Below are 19,012 nucleotides of genomic sequence, written 5' to 3'. Positions count from 1 at the left end.
TTTTCTGCTTAAACATCCAAAATAATTCGTTTTACGATAAGAAAAATGATGGTTTATTTGATGAAAAGATAGGACAAAAGGCTTGTTTATTTGGTTTTTTTTTGATATTATAGTAGGGTCATTTATTGTGGCAAATACTCATCTTGGATGAATTGTGATCTTGTTGCTCGATAGAGTGGGATGGCAAGTTGAAGTCCAAGAGAGGAAAAAAACAAAAAAGGAGAAATACTCATGGCAGTAATTTCAATGAAACAACTTCTTGAGGCTGGTGTTCACTTTGGTCACCAAACTCGTCGCTGGAACCCTAAGATGGCTAAGTACATCTTCACAGAACGTAACGGTATTCATGTTATTGACCTTCAACAAACGGTTAAATTAGCAGAACAAGCTTACGAATTCGTTCGTGATGCTGCAGCTAATGATGCTGTTATCTTGTTTGTAGGAACAAAAAAACAAGCAGCAGATGCTGTTAAAGAAGAAGCTCTTCGTGCAGGTCAATACTACATTAACCATCGTTGGTTAGGTGGTACATTGACTAACTGGGGAACTATCCAAAAACGTATCAAACGCCTTAAAGAAATTAACAAAATGGAAGAAGATGGCACATTTGAAGTTCTTCCTAAAAAAGAAGTATCACTTCTTAACAAACAACGTGATCGCTTAGAAAAATTCTTGGGTGGTATCGCTGATATGCCTCGCATTCCAGATGTGATTTATGTTGTTGACCCACATAAAGAACAAATCGCTGTTAAAGAAGCTAAAAAATTAGGTATTCCAGTAGTCGCTATGGTTGACACAAATGCTGATCCAGATGATATTGATATCATCATTCCAGCAAACGATGACGCTATTCGCGCTGTTAAACTAATCACTGGTAAATTAGCAGATGCTGTTATTGAAGGTCGTCAAGGCGAAGACTCAATGGAAGCTGTTGCTGATGAAATGGCAACTGAAGAAGTAAACGAAGAAGCATCAGCTGAATCAATCGAAAAACTTGTTGAAGTTGTTGAAGGTACAAACGAATAATCATTACCTTTGATGATGACGTCTATAAACGGGGCAGAAATAGCAAACCGCTCTGTCTCGTTTTTCAATAGAAACTAATATAACATGGAGGAAATTTAAAATGGCAATTACTGCAGCTCAAGTAAAAGAATTACGTGAAAAAACTGGTGCCGGTGTTATGGATGCTAAAAAAGCATTAGTAGAAACAGATGGTGACATGGAAAAAGCAATCGAGTTTCTTCGTGAAAAAGGGATGGCTAAAGCTGCTAAAAAAGCAAGCCGTGTTGCCGCTGAAGGTTTAACTGGTGTTTATGTTAATGGTAATGTTGCAGCATTGGTTGAAGTGAACTCTGAAACAGACTTTGTTGCTAAAAACGAGCAATTTGTTTCACTTGTTAATGAAACTGCTCAAATTATTGGTGACAATAAGCCAGCTAACAATGAAGAAGCACTTAAATTAACTGTTGCTTCTGGTGAAACGTTAGAAGAAGCTTACATTAAAGCAACAGCAACTATCGGTGAAAAAATTTCATTCCGTCGCTTTGCACTTGTTGAAAAAGAAGATAACCAAGTTTTTGGTGCTTACCAACATAATGGTGGCCGTATTGGTGTTATCACTGTTCTTGAAGGCGAAGATGGTGCTCTTGCTAAATCAGTCGCAATGCATGTTGCTGCGATGAAACCAACTGTTTTATCATATAAAGATCTTAGTGAAGAGTTTGTTCACGATGAATTGGCACAATTAAACCACAAGATTGAACTTGATAATGAAAGTCGTGCTATGGTTGATAAACCAGCTTTACCATTCCTTAAATATGGTTCAAAAGCACAATTAACTGACAGTGTTCTTGCTGAAGCTGAAGCAGCTATCAAAGAAGAACTTAAAGCAGAAGGGAAACCAGAAAAAATCTGGGACAAAATTATCCCTGGTAAGATGGATCGCTTCTTACTTGACAACACTCAAGTGGATCAACAATACACATTACTTGCTCAAGTTTATATTATGGACGACAGCAAAACAGTAGAACAATTCCTTGAGTCTCAAAATGCAACTGTTGTTACATTTACACGCTTTGAAGTGGGTGAAGGTATCGAAAAAGCAGCTAATGACTTTGAAAGTGAAGTTCAAGCAACAATGGCTGCAGCACTTAACAAGTAATATTACGAAAGATGGGAACTTCCCATCTTTTTTGTTTCGTGCAGCATTTTTCTGTCTAGCTTTTTTGGTTTTCAAATGACAGTATTTTCGGTATAATAGTCAGAGATAGTCAAAGATGATAGAGAGGAGTTTGAAATGAGTTCTAAAAATATATCTGATATTATAGAAGAGTATATTAAACAGATATTAGCACAATCTGGTATTGCTGAAATCAGACGTTCTAGCTTGGCTGATACCTTTCAAGTTGTTCCTAGTCAGATTAATTATGTGATTAAAACCCGTTTCCCTGAAAGTAAAGGTTACATTGTTGAAAGTAAACGTGGTGGAGGTGGTTATATCAGAATCGCCAAAGTTCGTTATTCTGATAATCATCAGATGCTAAGAGAGTTATCAGAAACAATTGGTGAGCGCATTAGTGAGCAAGTCTTCACAGATTTGATTCAAGTTTTATTTGATGAGGGCATTATTAGTGAGCGAGAAGGTAACCTGGTACTTGCCACTTCGATGGATGAGGTGCTGGGAAATTTTGCTCCTCAAATTCGTGCTCGTATGCTTCGAAAAATTTTACAACAATTAGATAGAAAAGGACCTCATTTATGATTCAATATTCTCCTAAAATGCATGATGTTTTTAAACATGCACAGTATCAAGCGGCTAGATACGATAGCCTTTATTTAGAAAGTTGGCATGTTTTACTAGCCATGGTTTATGTGCCTGATTCGATTGCTGGTCACGTTTTTTTAGAGTTTGATAATCTTGTTCCAGAAAGAGCCTATGAAGAGGCTGCTAGATTAGCTGTTAATAAAACACCAAAAGAAAGAGTTAAAGGATTAACTTTTTTTGAACAATCAAAAGCTTTAGCCCACACACTAAGGTTTGCTGAGGCCATTAGTCAAGTGACGGGTGATGAAGAAGTTGGGACAGAACATGTCTTATTTGCCATGTTGTTACATCTTGATTTACTGTCAACTCGTATCTTAGAGTTGGCTGGTTTTAAGATGAAAGATAGTGATGCCAAATTACGTCTTATTGATCTTCGCAAATCACTTGAGCGACATGCCGGTTTTTCAAAAGAAGATTTAAAAAATATTCAACAATTATTAAAACCACAAAAAAATAAAAATAGTCATTTTTCTGATTTAATGAAGCCACCATCATCAGTTGGAGAATTATCTGAATTCACAAGAGACCTGACAGAAATGGCACGTTTAGGTGATCTTGATCCTGTGATTGGACGTGATAAAGAAATCACACGAATGATTCAAATTTTAAGTCGAAAAACGAAAAATAATCCTGTTTTGGTTGGTGATTCTGGTGTTGGTAAAACGGCTCTTGCTTATGGGCTTGCTCAGCGTATTGTAACAAGTGATGTACCGTATGAAATTGCTGATATGAGAGTGTTAGAGCTTGACATGATGAGTGTTGTGGCAGGAACCCGTTTTCGTGGTGATTTTGAAGAGCGAATGAATCAAATTATTGAAGATATTGAGGCAGATGGTCACATTATTCTCTTTATTGATGAACTTCACACCATTATGGGCTCAGGTAGTGGGATTGATAGCACACTTGATGCTGCCAATATTTTAAAACCAGCTCTTGCAAGAGGCACTCTAAGAGCAGTTGGAGCGACAACTCAAGAAGAGTATCAAAAGCACATTGAAAAAGATGCAGCTCTTTCTCGCCGTTTTGCTAAAATTTTAGTTGATGAACCAAGTGTTGATGATGCTTATCAGATTTTGTTAGGTCTAAAGAAAAGTTATGAATTATATCATAACGTTACTATTAGTGATCTTGCTGTTAAAACAGCTGTTCAATTAGCTCATCGCTACCTCACTAATAAAAATTTACCTGATTCAGCTATTGATTTACTAGATGAAGCGAGTGCGACAGTGCAATCTTTAGTGAAAAAGACAGATCCAGAAGTCCTAACGAAAGCTGACAAGGCTTTAATGGCTGGGAAATTAAGTCAAGTTTCTAAATGGCTAGCTAAAGAAGATGAAAAAACAAATCTAGCTCCGATTCCTGTTGATGAGGATCATATCAAGAAAACCCTTAGTCAGCTCTCAGGGATACCGGTCACAAAACTTACTCAGACAGATGCTCAGCGTTATCTCAACTTGGAAAAAGAACTCCATAAACGTGTCATCGGTCAAGATGCAGCGGTATCAAGCATTAGTCGTGCCATCAGACGTAATCAATCTGGTATTAGAACCGGCAAACGTCCGATTGGTTCTTTCATGTTTCTTGGGCCGACTGGAGTTGGTAAGACAGAATTGGCAAAAGCGCTTGCTGAAATTTTATTTGATGATGAATCAGCACTTATTCGTTTTGATATGAGTGAGTACATGGAGAAATTCTCAGCTAGTCGTTTAAATGGTGCGCCTCCAGGATATGTCGGTTACGATGAGGGCGGGGAATTGACCGAGAAAGTTCGCAATAAACCCTATTCAGTTCTTCTTTTTGATGAGGTAGAAAAAGCGCATCCAGACATCTTTAATGTTTTACTACAGGTTCTTGATGACGGGGTGTTAACTGATAGTAGGGGGCGAAAGGTTGACTTTTCAAACACCATTATCATTATGACAAGTAACCTAGGTGCTACAGCTCTTCGTGATGATAAGACAGTTGGATTTGGTGCGAAAGATTATTCTAATGATTACGAAGCTATGCAAAAACGTATCATGGAAGAATTAAAAAGAGCTTACCGACCAGAATTTATCAACCGTATTGATGAAAAAATTGTCTTCCATAGTTTAACACCAGAACACATGCGTGCTATTGTTAAGATTATGGTAGCCCCTCTCATTAAAACACTGGCAGAAAAAGATATCACTCTTAAATTCCAACCATCTGCTTTAGATTATTTAGCTAAAGAAGGTTATGATAGTGAAATGGGAGCAAGACCACTACGTCGAACCCTTCAAGAAAAAGTGGAAGACCATTTATCAGAATTGATTTTATCAGGAGAATTAGCTTCTCATGATACTTTGAAAATTGGAACAAGAAAAAAACAGTTGAGCTTTACAATTGTTCATCCAGATAACTAAAAAAGCTTGAGAGCATTAGGCTCTCAAGCTTTTTTAGTTTAGTCTAATAAATCAAGTTCTCTTAATTGGCTATCAACCATATCAAAGATAGTTTGTAAATCTTCAGGATTTTCAATGAAATCAAACTCATCCCCACTGATTTTAATTTTTGGTGAGGCATTATAATTTTCATACCATTCAGGGTATTCACCGTGAACTTGTTTGTAATAATTGTATAATTCAGGATTATCTGCAATCTGTTCAAAATCACGACCACGTTTTTTAATACGTTCTAGCATTTTTTCAAATGAGACATCAATATAAATGAGTAAATCTGGTCTCTTTTTAGGCATGCCTTCTAATTCTTCTAGCATGTTTTCTAACAATTCTTTATAAATATTTAATTCAGTCTCTGTGACATTACCATTTTTATAATTAATCGTTAGAAACAACTCATCTTCAAAAATCGAACGATCCAAAATATTATTATCTTCTTTATAGGCTTCTTTGATGGATTTGAAACGTTTGTTTAAGAAAAAGATTTGTAATAAAAAGGCATATTTTTTGGGGTCTTTATAATAGAGATCTAAAACGGGATTATTATCAACGGCCTCATAAAAGACTTCTGTTCCCAAATGTTCACCAAGTGCTGCTGCGAGGGAGCTTTTCCCAGCTCCAATGGTTCCTGCTAATACAATCAACATACTTCTCCTAACTTTATATGACGTTCTTATTTTATAAAAAAATGCTTATTTTTTCAAGAGGGTAACGATTTTCCTATCGACTCATGCGAGCTTGAGCAAATAGGTTTTCAATTTCTTCAATGGTTTCTGCTCTTGAGACAGCCCCACGAATTTTAGCAGCGCCAGATGTTCCACGTAAGTAGTGAGGGGCAAGTCCTCTAAACTCACGAACAGCGATATGCTCTCCTTTAAGAGAGGCAAGGCGTGTCAAATGATCAAAAGCAATGTCTAATTTTTTCTCAAATGGCAAATCAGGTAAAATGTCACCTGTTTCAAAGTAATGATTAATTTGAGTAAAGATATAAGGGTTGTTCATGGCTGCACGTCCAATCATAACAGCATCTGTTCCAATTTCATCAATCATATAAGCTGCATCTTCAACCGTTTTGATATCACCATTACCGATAAATGGGACTTTTGTGACAGCTTTTGCGACTCTTTTCAAGGTCTCATGGTCGCAATGACCAGTGTACATTTGTTCTCTGGTTCTACCATGCATGGCTAAGGCAGAAACACCGGCTGATTCAGCTGCTAAGGCATTTTCAACAGCTAGTGAGCTATCAGCCCAGCCCGTTCTCATCTTCACCGTTAAGGGAATATCAAGAACAGATTTAACGGTTTTAACAACTGAGTATATTTTTTCAGGGTCCTTTAACCATTTGGCACCAGCTTCATTTTTGACCACTTTATTAACCGGACAGCCCATGTTGATATCAACAAGGTCAGCTTTGGTATTTTCTTGAATAAATTCAGCAGCTCTTGCTAAGCTATCACCATCACTACCAAATAACTGAATAGAAACAGGATGTTCTTCGCCATCAATATGAAGCATGTGTAGTGTTTTTTCATTGTTATATTGAATGCCTTTATCTGAGACCATCTCCATAACAACAAGTCCAGAACCAAATTCTTTTGCAATCGTTCTAAAAGCGGAGTTTGTTACTCCAGCCATTGGTGCTAAAACAGTTCTGTGTGGGACATGGATGTCTCCAATCATAAAAGGGCTATTAAGATTTGTCATTGATTATTGTCTCCAATTCTTCTTCATTAAAGGTATAGACAGTGCCACAAAATTGGCAGATAATTTCAGCACCATGGTCTTCGTCTTTCATTGCTTGCAAGTCAGTTTTTCCAAGTGTTGCTAGGGCATTTTGAAAACGTTCTTTCGAACAATCGCACTGAAAAGCTAAGGTGTCTTCTGAGAGTCTTTTAAATGCTTCCTCACCATAAATAGCTTCTAAAAGGGCTTCAATATGATTTTTTGATGCTAAGAGACTAGAGATGGCTGGCATTTCTTGAATGCGTTTTTCATAGCGTGCAATCGCTTCTTCTGGGGCTCCAGGTAAGACTTGTAACATGAAACCACCGGCTACTTTTACCTGATCATTCTCATCCAGTAAGACATTTAAACCGACAGCAGATGGTGTCTGTTCACTCTCTGTGAGATAATAAGCAAAATCTTCACCGATTTCTCCAGTGATAAGAGGCGTTGTTGACGTATAAGGTTTACCAATGCCATAATCTGTAATAACGACAAAGTGGCCATTTCCCATGAGTGGGCCAACAATGACTTCACCAGTTGCGGTTTTTTTGATGTCAATCCCTTTGTTTTGGATGTAGCCTTTGACATGCCCTTTGGTATCAGCAACAGAAATAATATGGCCAAAAGAACTATCACCAATCACTTTAACAGTAATTTTACTGTCTCCTTTTTGATTAGCAGCCAATATTTGAGTGGCAATTAAAGTTCGCCCTAAAGCTACTGTAGAACTTGCTAGCGTTTGATGTTTTTCTTGAGCTTCTTTAACGGTTTGGGTACTATCTAGTACATAGGCACGAAAATAACCAGAAGCTGAAATTGTCTTAATTAATTTATCCATAACCTATATTATAACATAATATTTCTTGATTTAGCAGGTTATGATTCTTGAAAAAGTAGAAATGACGTTGGTTAGCTTAAGCGACAAAAAACAAGCCACGATTGTGACTTGTTTTTTAATAGTTATTCGTTTTCAGGATGGTTGTCAACTTGTTCTTGCGTTTCTTTTCCTTCATTTAAAAGGGCTTGAACAATTTTTTCATCACGTAGTTTTGTGGTGTCATTAATCGTTTCAGCTGATTTGATGATAGCTGTTTCAAGTTGTGCACGTTGTTTTCTACCATTGTCAATAGCGGCTATAATCCCATTGTTTTGAGCCACCAAACTTTCTGCCAAACTGGTCACAGAAGTGATAGAAAGTGTTGGGCTTTGAGCTGTCCGCTCAATTGCTGGAATGGCTTCTTTACTAGTTTCAGCAAGCATTTGAAGAGCAGCATTATTAGCGTTGATGATCGCATCGGCCGTTGCTCCTGATTTAACAGATTGTTGTAAAACACCTAACTGAGCGATGGATAATTTCATGGTTGGGATGGTATTGCGACGAAGCATGCCCAGTTTTTGGCGCATATCAGAAGAGACTTTAACAAGATTTCTCATTTGAGGCGTTGTTGCCCATGCCACATAGAGACGACTCATGTATTCGGTGTGTTGTTGTTCCAAGGTGTTAATAACCTCGGTCATTCTTGCCAACTCTTCAGATTTAAGATGATATTCTGGTGTTGCACTATCTAGTTTAGCAAGAGCCTCTTGGAGTGTTTTAGCACGATTGGCACTTTCTTGTTGACTAGACTCGATAAAAGCAATCACACCAACAAGGTTTTCAATGGATTTGGTATTGTCTTCAATGAGCATCTCTGCAGAAACAATATTTCTTGCTAGCACCTCTTCTTGTTTAACAATGGTTGCGGCCATACTGTTCATTTTTTGTTCAACATTTTGAGCATCAAAGTAAAACTCTTGGAGGGTATTTCGGCTTTGTTTGAAGAGTTTTTGAATAAAGTTTGGTTTTTTCTCTAACTCTGCAGGTGTGACATCCTTATATTTAACAATAAAGCCATTGAGTTCACGGTTGGTATTTTGTAAAAGTTCATCAACCTGAGGAATTTCCAATTTCTTTTGCTCAGATAAAATATGATTAACGGTAGCATTAACCTCTTCAACAGCTGATTGACCAAAGTCTAACAGAGCGTTTTGATCAGCGATAAAACCATCAACCAATTGAGGTGTTCTTTCCTTGATGGCTTCTTGTTGTTTAGTGCTTAATTTTTCTAAAAATGATATTTGCCCTGTTTTTTCTTTTTCATCCAGAATAATATCAGTTGTTTTGTCTGTTTTTACCAATTGATTATTTGCAATTTTATCAATATCAAAATTAAATGTATCTGACATTACTATCTCCTTTAGTTTGTTTTGTCATGTTGCATCATTCGTAGACTAATCTCAAAATCTTTTAGTTCACTTTCATTGAGTTTACGCAGGGTTTCATCTAAATCTAAATCAAATTTTTCAATGGCTTTTTTGGCCTGCGCTAAACGATCCTCTGCATTGTAATAATCTTTGGGATTAGCCTTGATTTTAAGGTAGCCAGATAAAATATCTTCAAAGCGTTTCATATTGCTTTGGTGGATGGCGATTAATTCCTCCTCATTATCTGCTTGTTTAATCTTTTCCAGGATAGATAAGTTATCTTTTTGAATATTGTGGTAGGCTTCGCTGAGTTCTGGTGCAAGCTTAAGGATATTTTTTTCTTCATCTGTTTCTGGTAAATCAGGTGACAATCCAAGTTTTTCCAACTGTTCTTGAATATCTAGTCTAGTGGTATGCACTTTTTTAATGATTCTTTTATGAACGAGTGGCTCAATTTCTTTTTTTAAGCGATCCGCTTCATCATTAATATGGGTTAATTGAGGCATGATTTGTCTCACTAAATCAATGTAGTCCTCCCATTTTTCTTTTTCGCGATAGTCTTCTAGTTTTTTAAGTTTTTTATCAGTAAGTTTGATATAGGCTTTCAATTCCTGAATTTCTAAGCTATCACTAATCTGTTCAACTTTTTTATGTTGGATGGGTGTTTTTTGACTTTTCTTCCACCATTGAAAGATTAAAAAACCAATACCTCCAGCCACAACAAATGGTAACGTTATTTGTATAAAATAAACTAATAAAATCAGAAAAATAATTTTTCCAAATAAACTTGACTTTCTCATGATTTATCCTTTACTAACATTTAATAGTTGCTATTATTGTAACGCAATATCATGGTTATGACAATGAAAAGCATGAAAAATGCCCATGTTTTTTGTTAGAAAATAAAAAGATAAGAAAACAGAAGATTCTCCTATTGTCTGTTGAAAAATAAACCATAATTTCATATAATAGTTAAGGTGATACGCTTGTAGGTGAAACTCCTACCATGATTATCAAGAAAGGATTTAGCACACGAGTATTTCGTGCTAGGATTCATTATTATGACATCAGTAGTAGTAGTAGGTACCCAGTGGGGAGATGAAGGAAAAGGCAAAATTACAGATTTCCTATCATCAGATGCAGAAGTAATTGCACGTTATCAAGGTGGTGATAATGCTGGTCATACCATCGTTATTGATGGTAAGAAATTTAAACTTCACCTGATTCCATCAGGCATTTTCTTCCCTGAAAAAATTTCTGTGATTGGTAATGGCATGGTGGTTAATCCCAAATCATTAGTGGAAGAATTGAAATATCTTCACGAAGAAGGGGTGACAACAGACAATCTTCGTATCTCAGATAGAGCACATGTGATTTTACCTTATCATATCAAGTTGGACCAACTACAAGAAACGTCTAAAGGGGCTAATAAGATTGGGACAACCAATAAAGGAATTGGCCCTGCTTATATGGATAAGGCCGCGCGCGTGGGTATTCGTATTGCTGACTTGCTTGATAAAGATATTTTTGCTGAGCGTCTTCGTGTTAATCTTGAAGAAAAAAATCGCCTCTTTGAAAAAATGTATGAGTGTGAGTTATCATCGTTTGATGACATTTTTGAAGAGTATTATGCATATGGGCAACAAATTAAACAATATGTTACCGATACATCTGTCATTTTAAATGATGCCCTTGATAAAGGCAAACGTGTCTTATTTGAAGGGGCCCAAGGTGTCATGCTTGATATTGACCAAGGAACTTATCCTTTTGTAACCTCTTCTAATCCAGTAGCTGGCGGTGTTACCATTGGTTCTGGTGTTGGTCCAAGTAAAATCAACAAGGTTGTAGGGGTTTGTAAGGCCTACACTAGCCGTGTTGGTGATGGACCGTTTCCAACAGAGTTGTTTGATGCCACAGGTGAACGCATCCGTGAAATCGGTCATGAATATGGTACGACTACAGGTCGTCCGCGTCGTGTCGGTTGGTTCGACTCAGTGGTTATGAGACATAGTCGTCGTGTATCAGGGATTACCAATCTTTCATTAAATTCGATTGATGTCCTATCAGGTCTTGATACTGTTAAGATTTGTGTTGCTTATGACTTAGACGGAGAACGTATTGATTATTATCCAGCTAGTCTTGATAAGTTAAAACGTTGCCAACCAATTTATGAAGAGCTACCAGGTTGGTCAGAAGATATTACAGGTGTTAGACGTTTAGAGGATTTACCAGAAAATGCTAGAAACTATATCCGTCGCATTAGCGAGTTAGTAGGTGTTCGTATTTCTACTTTCTCTGTTGGCCCTGATCGTGAGCAAACCAATATCCTTGAAAGTGTTTGGGGAAGTATTTAATGTGATTTAGTGAAACCATCTCTAACAAAGGAGATGGTTTTTATTGAGCCTTCAAAAAAAGTGCTATAATAGGGTTATGACTATTTTTAAACAATTGAAATCCCTTTTTGAACTAAAGCCAATGGTAGATAACCCTTACCGTGTTGTCATGATTGGTTTTGCTATTTTTATCGTTTTGATGGTCGGCTATGTGAGAAACGATTTTTTAATTTCTAATTTTGCCTCATTAGGGTTATTTACTCTTTTTTACTATCAAAATCTTCCTATGCCTTATTTGCTTAGAAATCTTAGCATTATCGGTGGGTCTTTGTTACTGGTCTTTCTTTTGGGATTTTTATCATCCTACTCTCCTTGGTTTTCACCTTTAGTCGTCGGAATTATTGCTTTTATCAGTCGATTGTTAACCAGATTATTCAATGTACATAAACCTGGAGGTATCTTTTTTGTTATGGTGGCAGCCATGGGAACGACCATAATGATTCCTGAGAAAAAATTAGCCGAAGTTATTTTATTTTTTCTCTTGGGGATTGTGATTAGCCTTGTTGGTGCTTTCATCATCAAAAAAACGGAAACCAGAGCAGAAGTAGCTATACCTCACAATACTTTTAAAGAAAGGTTTTTCAAAGATCCTTTGGCACTTGTTGATGCTATATTTTATAGCAGTGCCTTGTTTATGTCTGTTTATCTGAGTCATGGTTTACATCTAGGTAATCCTTACTGGGTGACGCTTGCCTGTGCGTCTATTTTACTGGCTGAAAACTTAGAAGCATTGAAACACCGGCACTTACAATACTTAGCAGGTACTTTTGTTGGATTAGTTGGAGCCAGTCTTTTATTGATACTCCCTTTATCTAGAGTACTTTTGATTACCTTGATTACTGTCTTTTATGCTCTAGCACAATACTATGTTCCTAGAAATTATGCGGTTGCCAACATTTTTATCACGCCGATGGTTCTTTTACTATCTGTTACCAATCACAGTGATTTATCGCTTCACTTGTTTCAATCTCGCTTTATTGGTGTTCTGTTAGGTAGTTTTATCGGTTTTGGCACAGCTTGGTTAATGTGGTTGATGCTTGATCATTACCTAGCAGTTACTAAAGATAATAATGATTTTAAAAGAGAAGAAAAGAATCAATAATAAAAAGCGCCATAAGTGTGGCACTTTTTTGTGTGTTTTTGAATGATTGTCAAAAAAGGTGAGAAGGGATCTGTTTACCAATCATCCCACTGGGTAACAACTTTAATGTTCCCATAATCATTAGGAGAATACTGACTGTCATAGAGTGTTGCCCAGTCAGTTAAAATCTTGTCATTCATCAACTCATCATAGATATTGTCTAGCTCTTTTGCACTAATGTCATGTTCTTTGAGATAGGCTTTAATCGCAGATTCTTCTCTAAGATGAGTATTATCCTGTCCTTGTTCAAGAATGATGATAACATCTTTTTTAAGAATAGTTGTCTTTTTGTTATATTCAGCATAGATAGAAATGATTGTGCCATCAGTCAGTTCTTTTTGAAATGAAAACCCAACGCCTTTATTTGTTTTATCAAAAAAATGAAAATAAATTCTAGCATAAGTGTACTGATGAGGTAAAATTTCTTGATAATAAGTGACATAGGGTTCTGTTTCTCCAGTATCATTCATTTCTACGTTTAAAACATTTTTATAGTTAACCGTTACATCATTAAATTGTCCAAAGACATAGCTTCCCTCTTCATAACGCTTCCCAAATAAGTCATAACTGATTTCTCCTGCGCCACCGGTATCATAATACATCTCATCAAAAATATTTTGAATACGATTATTGTAATAATAAAGACCAGTAACGGTTAAGGCAATAGTTGCCAAAAGGCTTATAAGAATAATGACTATGCGATTTGTTTTTGGCAATCTTTTTTCCTTTCTCGTATTGTTTTTTGTTCTTAAGGAATGTCCTCTGGTTCTCTTTGCTTTTGGATTCTTTTGACGTCACCCCAGTTATCAGGAGAGTACCAGCTCCAATAATTTTGTGTCCAGTCTTTCAATAGTTTTTCTTTTAAGATAGTGTCGGTGGCCTTATAAGCGTCTTCTAAGGTCATATGGTAAGAAGCTAATTGACTGGCTATTTCTTCTTTATCATAGCTCTCTTCGCCATCTGATTCAAGTATTAATTCGTGGGTTAATGTTTTTTGTTTATGATTATAATGATATAAAGCGGTTAAAAAATGATTGTTGTCTAAGATTTTACTAATACCAATTATTAAATTACCATTTTCTGTTTTATAATCAGGATAGTAAAAAGATACGCCAATGTGTTTGATATCTTGGGGAAGTTTGGTTTCATCATATTCTTCAGAAATGATGTCCATGTTTAACCCCGGTTCTAAGGGTCCTGGTACTCTTGCGTTTTTGACATCCGGCAATCCTCTTAAGGTAGAATAATGTCTAAAAACACCAGTGGCACTGTGGTATTCATCGAAGTACATTTGTTCAAAAATATTGCTATAAGACGAATGATAGAAGAATAAGCCAATCAGGATAATAAATGGTGCTAGTAGTCCAATAAAGAGAAGGCGGTAAAATTTTCTTTTGGTCATAGAGTTTTCCTAATATTCTTAATATTATTGTCACACAAGTTAATTCATTATAGCATAAAAGCTAAGGTTCTTTGAAAAGAAACCTTAGCTTACATTTTGAATTTTTTACCAATTTTCCCATTGGGTAACCACTTTGACATTGCCATAATCACTAGGAGAATACTGACTGTCATAGAGCTTTGTCCAGTCAGTTAAAATCTTGTCATTCATCAACTCATCGTAGATCCTATCTAGCTCTTTTGCACTAATGTCATGTTCTTTGAGATAGGCTTTAATTTTTGATTCTTCTTCAAGGTAGTCATCGGTCAACCCTTTTTCAAAAGCAATATCAACCTCTTTTCTTAGAGTGTTTTCTTTTTTATTGTACTTGACATACATAGAAACTCTATCACCAGTAGTAATTTCTTTTTCGAAAAAAAATGTAATGCCATTTTCTTCATTATAAAAAAAATCAAAATAAATTCTATTATAAGTGTATTGTGGAGGCAGGGAATCTTCATGATAAATGACATAGGGTTCTGTTTCTCTAGTATCATTCATTTCTTCATCAAAAACATTTGAATAGTTAACCGTTACATCATCAAAAGAAGTAAAGACACTATTACCATGTTTTATCTTTATTTCATAATACATTTCATCAAAAATATTTTGAATACGATTATTGTAATAATAAAGACCAGTAACGGTTAAGGCAATAGTTGCCAAAAGACTGATAAGAATAATGACTATGCGATTTGTTTTTGGCAATTTCTTTTCCTTTCTCGTATTGTTTTTTATTCTTAATATTATTGTCATACAAGTTAATTCATTATAGCATAAAAGCTAAGGTTCTTTGAAAAGAAACCTTAGCTTAAGTTGTCATTCTTTTTACCAATCTTCCCACTGGGTAACCACTTTGACATTGCCATAATCACTAGGAGAATACTGACTGTCATAGAGCTTTGTCCAGTCAGTTAATATTTTGTCATTCATCAACTCATCGTAGATATTGTCTAGCTCTTTTGCACTAATGTCATGTTCTTTGAGATAGGCTTTAATCGCAGATTCTTCTCTAAGATGAGTATTATCCTGTCCTTGTTCAAGAATGATGATAACATCTTTTTTAAGAATACTTGCCTTTTTGTTATATTTAGCATAGATAGAAATGATTGTGCCATCAGTCAGCTCTTTTTGAAATGAAAACCCAACACCATTGTTTGTTTTATGAAAAAATTGAAAATAAATTCTAGCATAAGTGTACTGATGAGGTAAAATTTCTTGATAATAAGTGACATAAGGTTCTTTATTTCGTGTATCATTCATTTCTTCATCATGAGCATGCAAATAATCAACCGCTACATCATTAAAGGAATGAAAGACACTTTTTCTATTACCTACCTTTACCTCATAATACATTTCATCAAAAATATTTTGAACCCTTGTGGCTTCAATTTTATCAGAATTTAAAAGGACAAAAAAAGTAATGATAGCAGCTAAGCTCAACAGTGTTCCTAAAACAATCATGAGATCTTTTTTAACCGCTTTTGTTTTTTGAAAATTTTCTGTCATAGGACTCCTTTTTATTGTCACACAAGTTAATTCATTATAGCATAAAAGCTAAGGTTCTTTGAAAAGAAACCTTAGCTTACATTTTGAATTTTTTACCAATTTTCCCACTGGGTAACCACTTTGACATTGCCATAATCATTAGGAGAGTACTGACTGTCATAGAGGTTTGTCCAGTCAGTTAAAATCTTGTCATTCATCAACTCATCGTAGATATTGTCTAGCTCTTTTGCACTAATGTCATGTTCTTTGAGATAGGTTTTAATCGCAGATTCTTCTTCAAGGTAATCATAGGTTAGTCCTTGTTCGAAAGAGAGAGCGATAATCTTACTGTTTAGTATATTTATTTTTTTATCGTATCTAACAAATATCAGAACTCTTACTCCAGGAACAATTTCTTTTTTAAAAATAAAGTCAATTCCAGTAATATCTTTATGGAAAAAATTAAAATCAATTTGAGTTTCTATGTAATGTGGTGGCAAAACCTCATCACGGTAATAGACATGAGGCTCTCTATTTCGTGTATCATTCATTTCTTCATCAAAAACATTTGAATAGTTAACCGTCACATCATTAAACTGTCCAAAGACATAGCTTCCCTCTTCATAACGCTTCCCAAATAAGTCATAACTGATTTCTCCTGTGCCACCGGTATCGTAATACATCTCATCAAAAATATTTTGAATCCGATTATTATAATAATAAAGACCAGTAACGGTTAAGGCAATAGTCGCCAAAAGGCTTATAAGAATAATGACTATGCGATTTGTTTTTGGCAATCTTTTTTCCTCCTTAATTTTGACTGGCTGCCTCTAATTGTTCGATAAAGAATTTAACTCCGGAATCTTTATAGTTGTTAGCAATATAGTCAAGTTTTTTATCATTGGAAACAATTCCCGGCACCAAACTACTGAAAATAGTTTTTTTAACTTCATCTAAGTCTTTATGATTTAAAAACTCTTTTTCTCTGAAGTAAGCTGAAGGCGAGTGTTGATTAAGTTCTTGGTAATAACTAGTCATAGCTTGTTGATATGAAATACCATTATTCATCCGTTCAATAATATTAACTGCATCTATATCAGCTTGGTAGTCATCAATCCCCATACTTGGTTTAACATCGGCATCATCTGTTGCATCACCTCGCCATCCTGATAAATCTTCAACCGTTTCACGTCCCCAAAGATGTGGTATCCCAAAAATAGTATTTAAATGAGTAGCCATAGTGATAGATTGGTGGGTAAAGTCGGAGTGATTTGAAAAGGCTTTTACCCTGTCATCCCAGAACTGGTCGAAGTTCGCATCGCTACCATATATATTTTGATATCTTTGTTTATAATCTTTATAATCTTTTTTTTGTTGCTCTTTTAAGATTGTAGAGATAGGTTTATTTCCTATAACCAATTGATTTTGTAGTCTTAGATTATATCGAAGCTTTTTAGCTTGGTCAGGTGAAAGTCCGAGTTTTTCGAACAAACCAATCGTTGATGTGTCATTGTTTCCTAATAGTATCTGTTCTGGACTATAGAAGTACTGATCTAAAGAACCAGCGGTCTCACTCCATTTCCAGTCATCATAGGTTGCATTTCCCATTAATCTGAGAAAAATGTAGTCTTTTTTCTTCTGGCTAAAGTTAGGGAATTTTTCAGCGATATTATTTTTAACTATAACGATTTGTTCCGCCGTTTCCACATCAAACCCATATTGGACCATCAGTTGTTGTAAGTAGAGTTTATCTTTTTTGGTCATGGCCAATGCTCTAGTCTCAAAACGACTGGTGAGTTCTCTTGCCCAGATGTTATCAGTTAATGGTTGGAAGTGACTGTTTTTATCGCTTGAGGCACTTAGTGCTTTTAAGCCTTTGGTCATTAGTGCTTCAATGTCAGCCATTTCATCAAATAAACTAGCTGAGTATTGATGATAGGAACGAAGATCATTTAAAATCGTTTCATAGGTTCTTTTGTTAGCTTGATGCCCACGTAGGAGTTCCAAATTGTTGTAACGCAAGTATTGTTTAATGGTATTTGGGAGCGTGGCGTTTATCAACAAGGTGTTACTCATTTCAATTTGAGCTATTTGTCTATTTTCTTGTTCAATCGCTCGAAGAAGTTCATCTTCAGTCCAGCTCTTACTGTCAACGCGTTCGATATACTCATTGGGAAGTTTGAAGATTGTTTGAGAGAGTACTTGGGCGTAAAGTTCTCCCCCTTGTGACAGAGGCAATAAGACATTAGCAAAGTAGTTCCTTGCTGCAGTGTAAGCCTCCCCTTTTAAACTTGATGTGTCTTGAACAAATCCTTCAATGGCTTTTTGGATAGCTTGATAGGCAGTCAACTGATTTTGACAGAGGTCATTGACACTGGTTGCCTGCTGGTGGGACTGTTCTAAAAACATGTTAATACTCATGATTGTCCTCTTTTAGTTTATTGGTTTCTTTTAAAGTGAGGTATCGTAGTTCTTCTTGCTTTAATTCCAACTGATGACCTAATTGTCTTAGGCGGATGGTCTCGTCAAAGAGTTTGTCCATGGTTTGTCGGCTTTGTTTCCTAAGGAAATGAGCTGTATCTCTTAATTGATGTGCATAACGGCTACGGTAACTGATTTCCCCAACAGCCTGTTCTAATCCATAGGTCATATCGTCATAGGTTTCATAGCTAGCAAATATTTTTTTGAGGGACTGTTGGTGGCCATCATTTTCTGCCATCTGAGCAAGAACTTGTTTTTCTTCTTGTTTTAGCTTTTCTAGGTTTTCCATTAGTTTTCTCCAAACCGTCTCGCATTTTTATCGTCGTTTTCTTTAAACTGATTAGCCATAAATTGCAACTGGTCAGTCGCACCAGTAATCGCTGACTGCACTTCCTTGGCTAGATTTTGTGCTTTATCTATGACAACGTGTGCTTTTTCATTTCCCTTAACGGTAGAGAGAGTATCTTTAACAGGCGAACTCGTCGTAGATAATTGAGAAAGAGCATTACCAATTGTATGCTGGTGTTCTTCCACTCTTTCTTGATGACTAATGATTTGCGTCATTTTATATTCTCCAAAGGTAATATTATTATTTTTATTATAACATAAGAACCCTTAAATTGTACCGATTAAACCGATGAGTAATGTTTTCATAGTACCAATAGTAGTGACTCTTGATATTAATATCTATGAAAAAAATGTCAAAACAAAAGCCCAAATTCTGGCTCTATAATATCTGTAGTGGGTAACTCCGCCACAGAAGTTATAGGGCTTTTTCAATGCAGACAAAAAGTCCCACATGACTTATAATGAAAAGCGACAAAACCACTCATTAGAAAGAATCATATG

19 protein-coding genes are annotated in these 19,012 nt (G+C 35.8%); 6 read left to right on the top strand and 13 right to left on the bottom strand.

Going from position 1 to position 19,012, the window contains the following annotated elements; translation table 11 throughout:
• Positions 1 to 231: 231 nt before the first annotated feature.
• The 4 genes from rpsB to N7659_RS06100 all read left to right on the top strand — a co-directional run bounded on the left by rpsB (position 232) and on the right by N7659_RS06100 (position 5,211).
• On the top strand, positions 232 to 1,026 hold the full coding sequence (gene rpsB, locus N7659_RS06115; protein WP_263276305.1) for a 30S ribosomal protein S2: 795 nt from the start codon (positions 232 to 234) through the stop codon (positions 1,024 to 1,026).
• Positions 1,027 to 1,126: 100 nt separating this feature from the next.
• On the top strand, positions 1,127 to 2,164 hold the full coding sequence (tsf, locus tag N7659_RS06110) for a translation elongation factor Ts (RefSeq protein WP_263276304.1): 1,038 nt from the start codon (positions 1,127 to 1,129) through the stop codon (positions 2,162 to 2,164).
• A gap of 135 nt (positions 2,165 to 2,299) precedes the next feature.
• Complete coding sequence (locus N7659_RS06105; protein ID WP_199568223.1) at positions 2,300 to 2,764, top strand: CtsR family transcriptional regulator; 465 nt, start codon at positions 2,300 to 2,302, stop codon at positions 2,762 to 2,764.
• On the top strand, positions 2,761 to 5,211 hold the full coding sequence (locus N7659_RS06100) for an ATP-dependent Clp protease ATP-binding subunit (protein WP_263276303.1): 2,451 nt from the start codon (positions 2,761 to 2,763) through the stop codon (positions 5,209 to 5,211). The genes N7659_RS06105 and N7659_RS06100 overlap by 4 nt, the downstream gene beginning before the upstream one ends.
• Positions 5,212 to 5,249: 38 nt before the next feature.
• Here N7659_RS06100 and N7659_RS06095 read toward each other — a convergent pair whose 3' ends face one another.
• The 5 genes from N7659_RS06095 to N7659_RS06075 all read right to left on the bottom strand — a co-directional run bounded on the left by N7659_RS06095 (position 5,250) and on the right by N7659_RS06075 (position 10,019).
• Positions 5,250 to 5,894 (bottom strand): deoxynucleoside kinase, encoded by a 645-nt coding sequence (locus N7659_RS06095; RefSeq protein ID WP_263276302.1) that lies wholly within the window; start codon positions 5,892 to 5,894, stop codon positions 5,250 to 5,252.
• Between the two features lie 73 nt (positions 5,895 to 5,967).
• On the bottom strand, positions 5,968 to 6,954 hold the full coding sequence (gene dusB / locus N7659_RS06090; protein ID WP_263276301.1) for a tRNA dihydrouridine synthase DusB: 987 nt from the start codon (positions 6,952 to 6,954) through the stop codon (positions 5,968 to 5,970).
• Entirely contained in the window at positions 6,941 to 7,813 is an 873-nt protein-coding gene (hslO, locus tag N7659_RS06085) for an Hsp33 family molecular chaperone HslO (protein ID WP_263276300.1), read from the bottom strand. Before hslO ends, dusB begins: the two co-directional genes overlap by 14 nt.
• Positions 7,814 to 7,935: 122 nt before the next feature.
• Positions 7,936 to 9,201, bottom strand: a complete 1,266-nt coding sequence (locus tag N7659_RS06080; protein ID WP_263276299.1) for a toxic anion resistance protein — start codon at positions 9,199 to 9,201, stop codon at positions 7,936 to 7,938.
• Positions 9,202 to 9,212: 11 nt separating this feature from the next.
• A complete protein-coding gene (locus N7659_RS06075) occupies positions 9,213 to 10,019 on the bottom strand; it encodes a hypothetical protein (RefSeq protein ID WP_263276298.1) in 807 nt (268 codons plus the stop codon).
• 261 nt (positions 10,020 to 10,280) lie between these two features.
• Between N7659_RS06075 and N7659_RS06070 the strand changes: the two genes are divergently transcribed.
• The gene (locus tag N7659_RS06070; protein WP_263276297.1) at positions 10,281 to 11,573 is read left to right on the top strand and encodes an adenylosuccinate synthase; all 1,293 of its coding nucleotides are present in this window, start codon (positions 10,281 to 10,283) and stop codon (positions 11,571 to 11,573) included.
• Between the two features lie 76 nt (positions 11,574 to 11,649).
• Positions 11,650 to 12,714 (top strand): FUSC family protein, encoded by a 1,065-nt coding sequence (locus N7659_RS06065; protein WP_263276296.1) that lies wholly within the window; start codon positions 11,650 to 11,652, stop codon positions 12,712 to 12,714.
• A gap of 74 nt (positions 12,715 to 12,788) precedes the next feature.
• Here N7659_RS06065 and N7659_RS06060 read toward each other — a convergent pair whose 3' ends face one another.
• The 8 genes from N7659_RS06060 to N7659_RS06025 form a co-directional block, all read right to left on the bottom strand.
• Positions 12,789 to 13,469, bottom strand: a complete 681-nt coding sequence (locus N7659_RS06060) for a TipC family immunity protein (RefSeq protein ID WP_263276295.1) — start codon at positions 13,467 to 13,469, stop codon at positions 12,789 to 12,791.
• 32 nt (positions 13,470 to 13,501) lie between these two features.
• Complete coding sequence (locus N7659_RS06055; protein ID WP_263276294.1) at positions 13,502 to 14,155, bottom strand: TipC family immunity protein; 654 nt, start codon at positions 14,153 to 14,155, stop codon at positions 13,502 to 13,504.
• A 105-nt stretch (positions 14,156 to 14,260) separates the two neighbouring features.
• A complete protein-coding gene (locus N7659_RS06050; RefSeq protein ID WP_263276293.1) occupies positions 14,261 to 14,902 on the bottom strand; it encodes a TipC family immunity protein in 642 nt (213 codons plus the stop codon).
• A gap of 120 nt (positions 14,903 to 15,022) precedes the next feature.
• Positions 15,023 to 15,703 (bottom strand): TipC family immunity protein, encoded by a 681-nt coding sequence (locus tag N7659_RS06045; protein ID WP_263276292.1) that lies wholly within the window; start codon positions 15,701 to 15,703, stop codon positions 15,023 to 15,025.
• A 92-nt stretch (positions 15,704 to 15,795) separates the two neighbouring features.
• Positions 15,796 to 16,479, bottom strand: a complete 684-nt coding sequence (locus N7659_RS06040) for a TipC family immunity protein (RefSeq protein WP_263276291.1) — start codon at positions 16,477 to 16,479, stop codon at positions 15,796 to 15,798.
• 13 nt (positions 16,480 to 16,492) lie between these two features.
• Positions 16,493 to 18,103, bottom strand: a complete 1,611-nt coding sequence (locus N7659_RS06035) for an LXG domain-containing protein (protein WP_263276290.1) — start codon at positions 18,101 to 18,103, stop codon at positions 16,493 to 16,495.
• Complete coding sequence (locus N7659_RS06030; RefSeq protein ID WP_263276289.1) at positions 18,093 to 18,452, bottom strand: hypothetical protein; 360 nt, start codon at positions 18,450 to 18,452, stop codon at positions 18,093 to 18,095. The genes N7659_RS06035 and N7659_RS06030 overlap by 11 nt, the downstream gene beginning before the upstream one ends.
• Positions 18,452 to 18,727: a TIGR04197 family type VII secretion effector gene (locus tag N7659_RS06025; RefSeq protein WP_263276288.1), complete on the bottom strand. Its 276-nt coding sequence runs from the start codon at positions 18,725 to 18,727 to the stop codon at positions 18,452 to 18,454. The genes N7659_RS06030 and N7659_RS06025 overlap by 1 nt, the downstream gene beginning before the upstream one ends.
• Positions 18,728 to 19,012: the final 285 nt, after the last annotated feature.

This window comes from Streptococcus sp. CSL10205-OR2 (genome assembly GCF_025660655.1).
Taxonomy (GTDB): domain Bacteria; phylum Bacillota; class Bacilli; order Lactobacillales; family Streptococcaceae; genus Streptococcus.
This window is presented reverse-complemented; position numbering and strand designations above follow the sequence as displayed.

Coding starts and splice junctions, on each gene's coding strand:
- rpsB (WP_263276305.1), top strand. CDS start 232: ATGGCAGTAATTTCAATGAAACAACTTCTTGAGGCTGGTGTTCACTTT.
- tsf (WP_263276304.1), top strand. CDS start 1,127: ATGGCAATTACTGCAGCTCAAGTAAAAGAATTACGTGAAAAAACTGGT.
- N7659_RS06105 (WP_199568223.1), top strand. CDS start 2,300: ATGAGTTCTAAAAATATATCTGATATTATAGAAGAGTATATTAAACAG.
- N7659_RS06100 (WP_263276303.1), top strand. CDS start 2,761: ATGATTCAATATTCTCCTAAAATGCATGATGTTTTTAAACATGCACAG.
- N7659_RS06095 (WP_263276302.1), bottom strand. CDS start 5,894: ATGTTGATTGTATTAGCAGGAACCATTGGAGCTGGGAAAAGCTCCCTC.
- dusB (WP_263276301.1), bottom strand. CDS start 6,954: ATGACAAATCTTAATAGCCCTTTTATGATTGGAGACATCCATGTCCCA.
- hslO (WP_263276300.1), bottom strand. CDS start 7,813: ATGGATAAATTAATTAAGACAATTTCAGCTTCTGGTTATTTTCGTGCC.
- N7659_RS06080 (WP_263276299.1), bottom strand. CDS start 9,201: ATGTCAGATACATTTAATTTTGATATTGATAAAATTGCAAATAATCAA.
- N7659_RS06075 (WP_263276298.1), bottom strand. CDS start 10,019: ATGAGAAAGTCAAGTTTATTTGGAAAAATTATTTTTCTGATTTTATTA.
- N7659_RS06070 (WP_263276297.1), top strand. CDS start 10,281: ATGACATCAGTAGTAGTAGTAGGTACCCAGTGGGGAGATGAAGGAAAA.
- N7659_RS06065 (WP_263276296.1), top strand. CDS start 11,650: ATGACTATTTTTAAACAATTGAAATCCCTTTTTGAACTAAAGCCAATG.
- N7659_RS06055 (WP_263276294.1), bottom strand. CDS start 14,155: ATGACCAAAAGAAAATTTTACCGCCTTCTCTTTATTGGACTACTAGCA.
- N7659_RS06045 (WP_263276292.1), bottom strand. CDS start 15,703: ATGACAGAAAATTTTCAAAAAACAAAAGCGGTTAAAAAAGATCTCATG.
- N7659_RS06035 (WP_263276290.1), bottom strand. CDS start 18,103: ATGAGTATTAACATGTTTTTAGAACAGTCCCACCAGCAGGCAACCAGT.
- N7659_RS06030 (WP_263276289.1), bottom strand. CDS start 18,452: ATGGAAAACCTAGAAAAGCTAAAACAAGAAGAAAAACAAGTTCTTGCT.
- N7659_RS06025 (WP_263276288.1), bottom strand. CDS start 18,727: ATGACGCAAATCATTAGTCATCAAGAAAGAGTGGAAGAACACCAGCAT.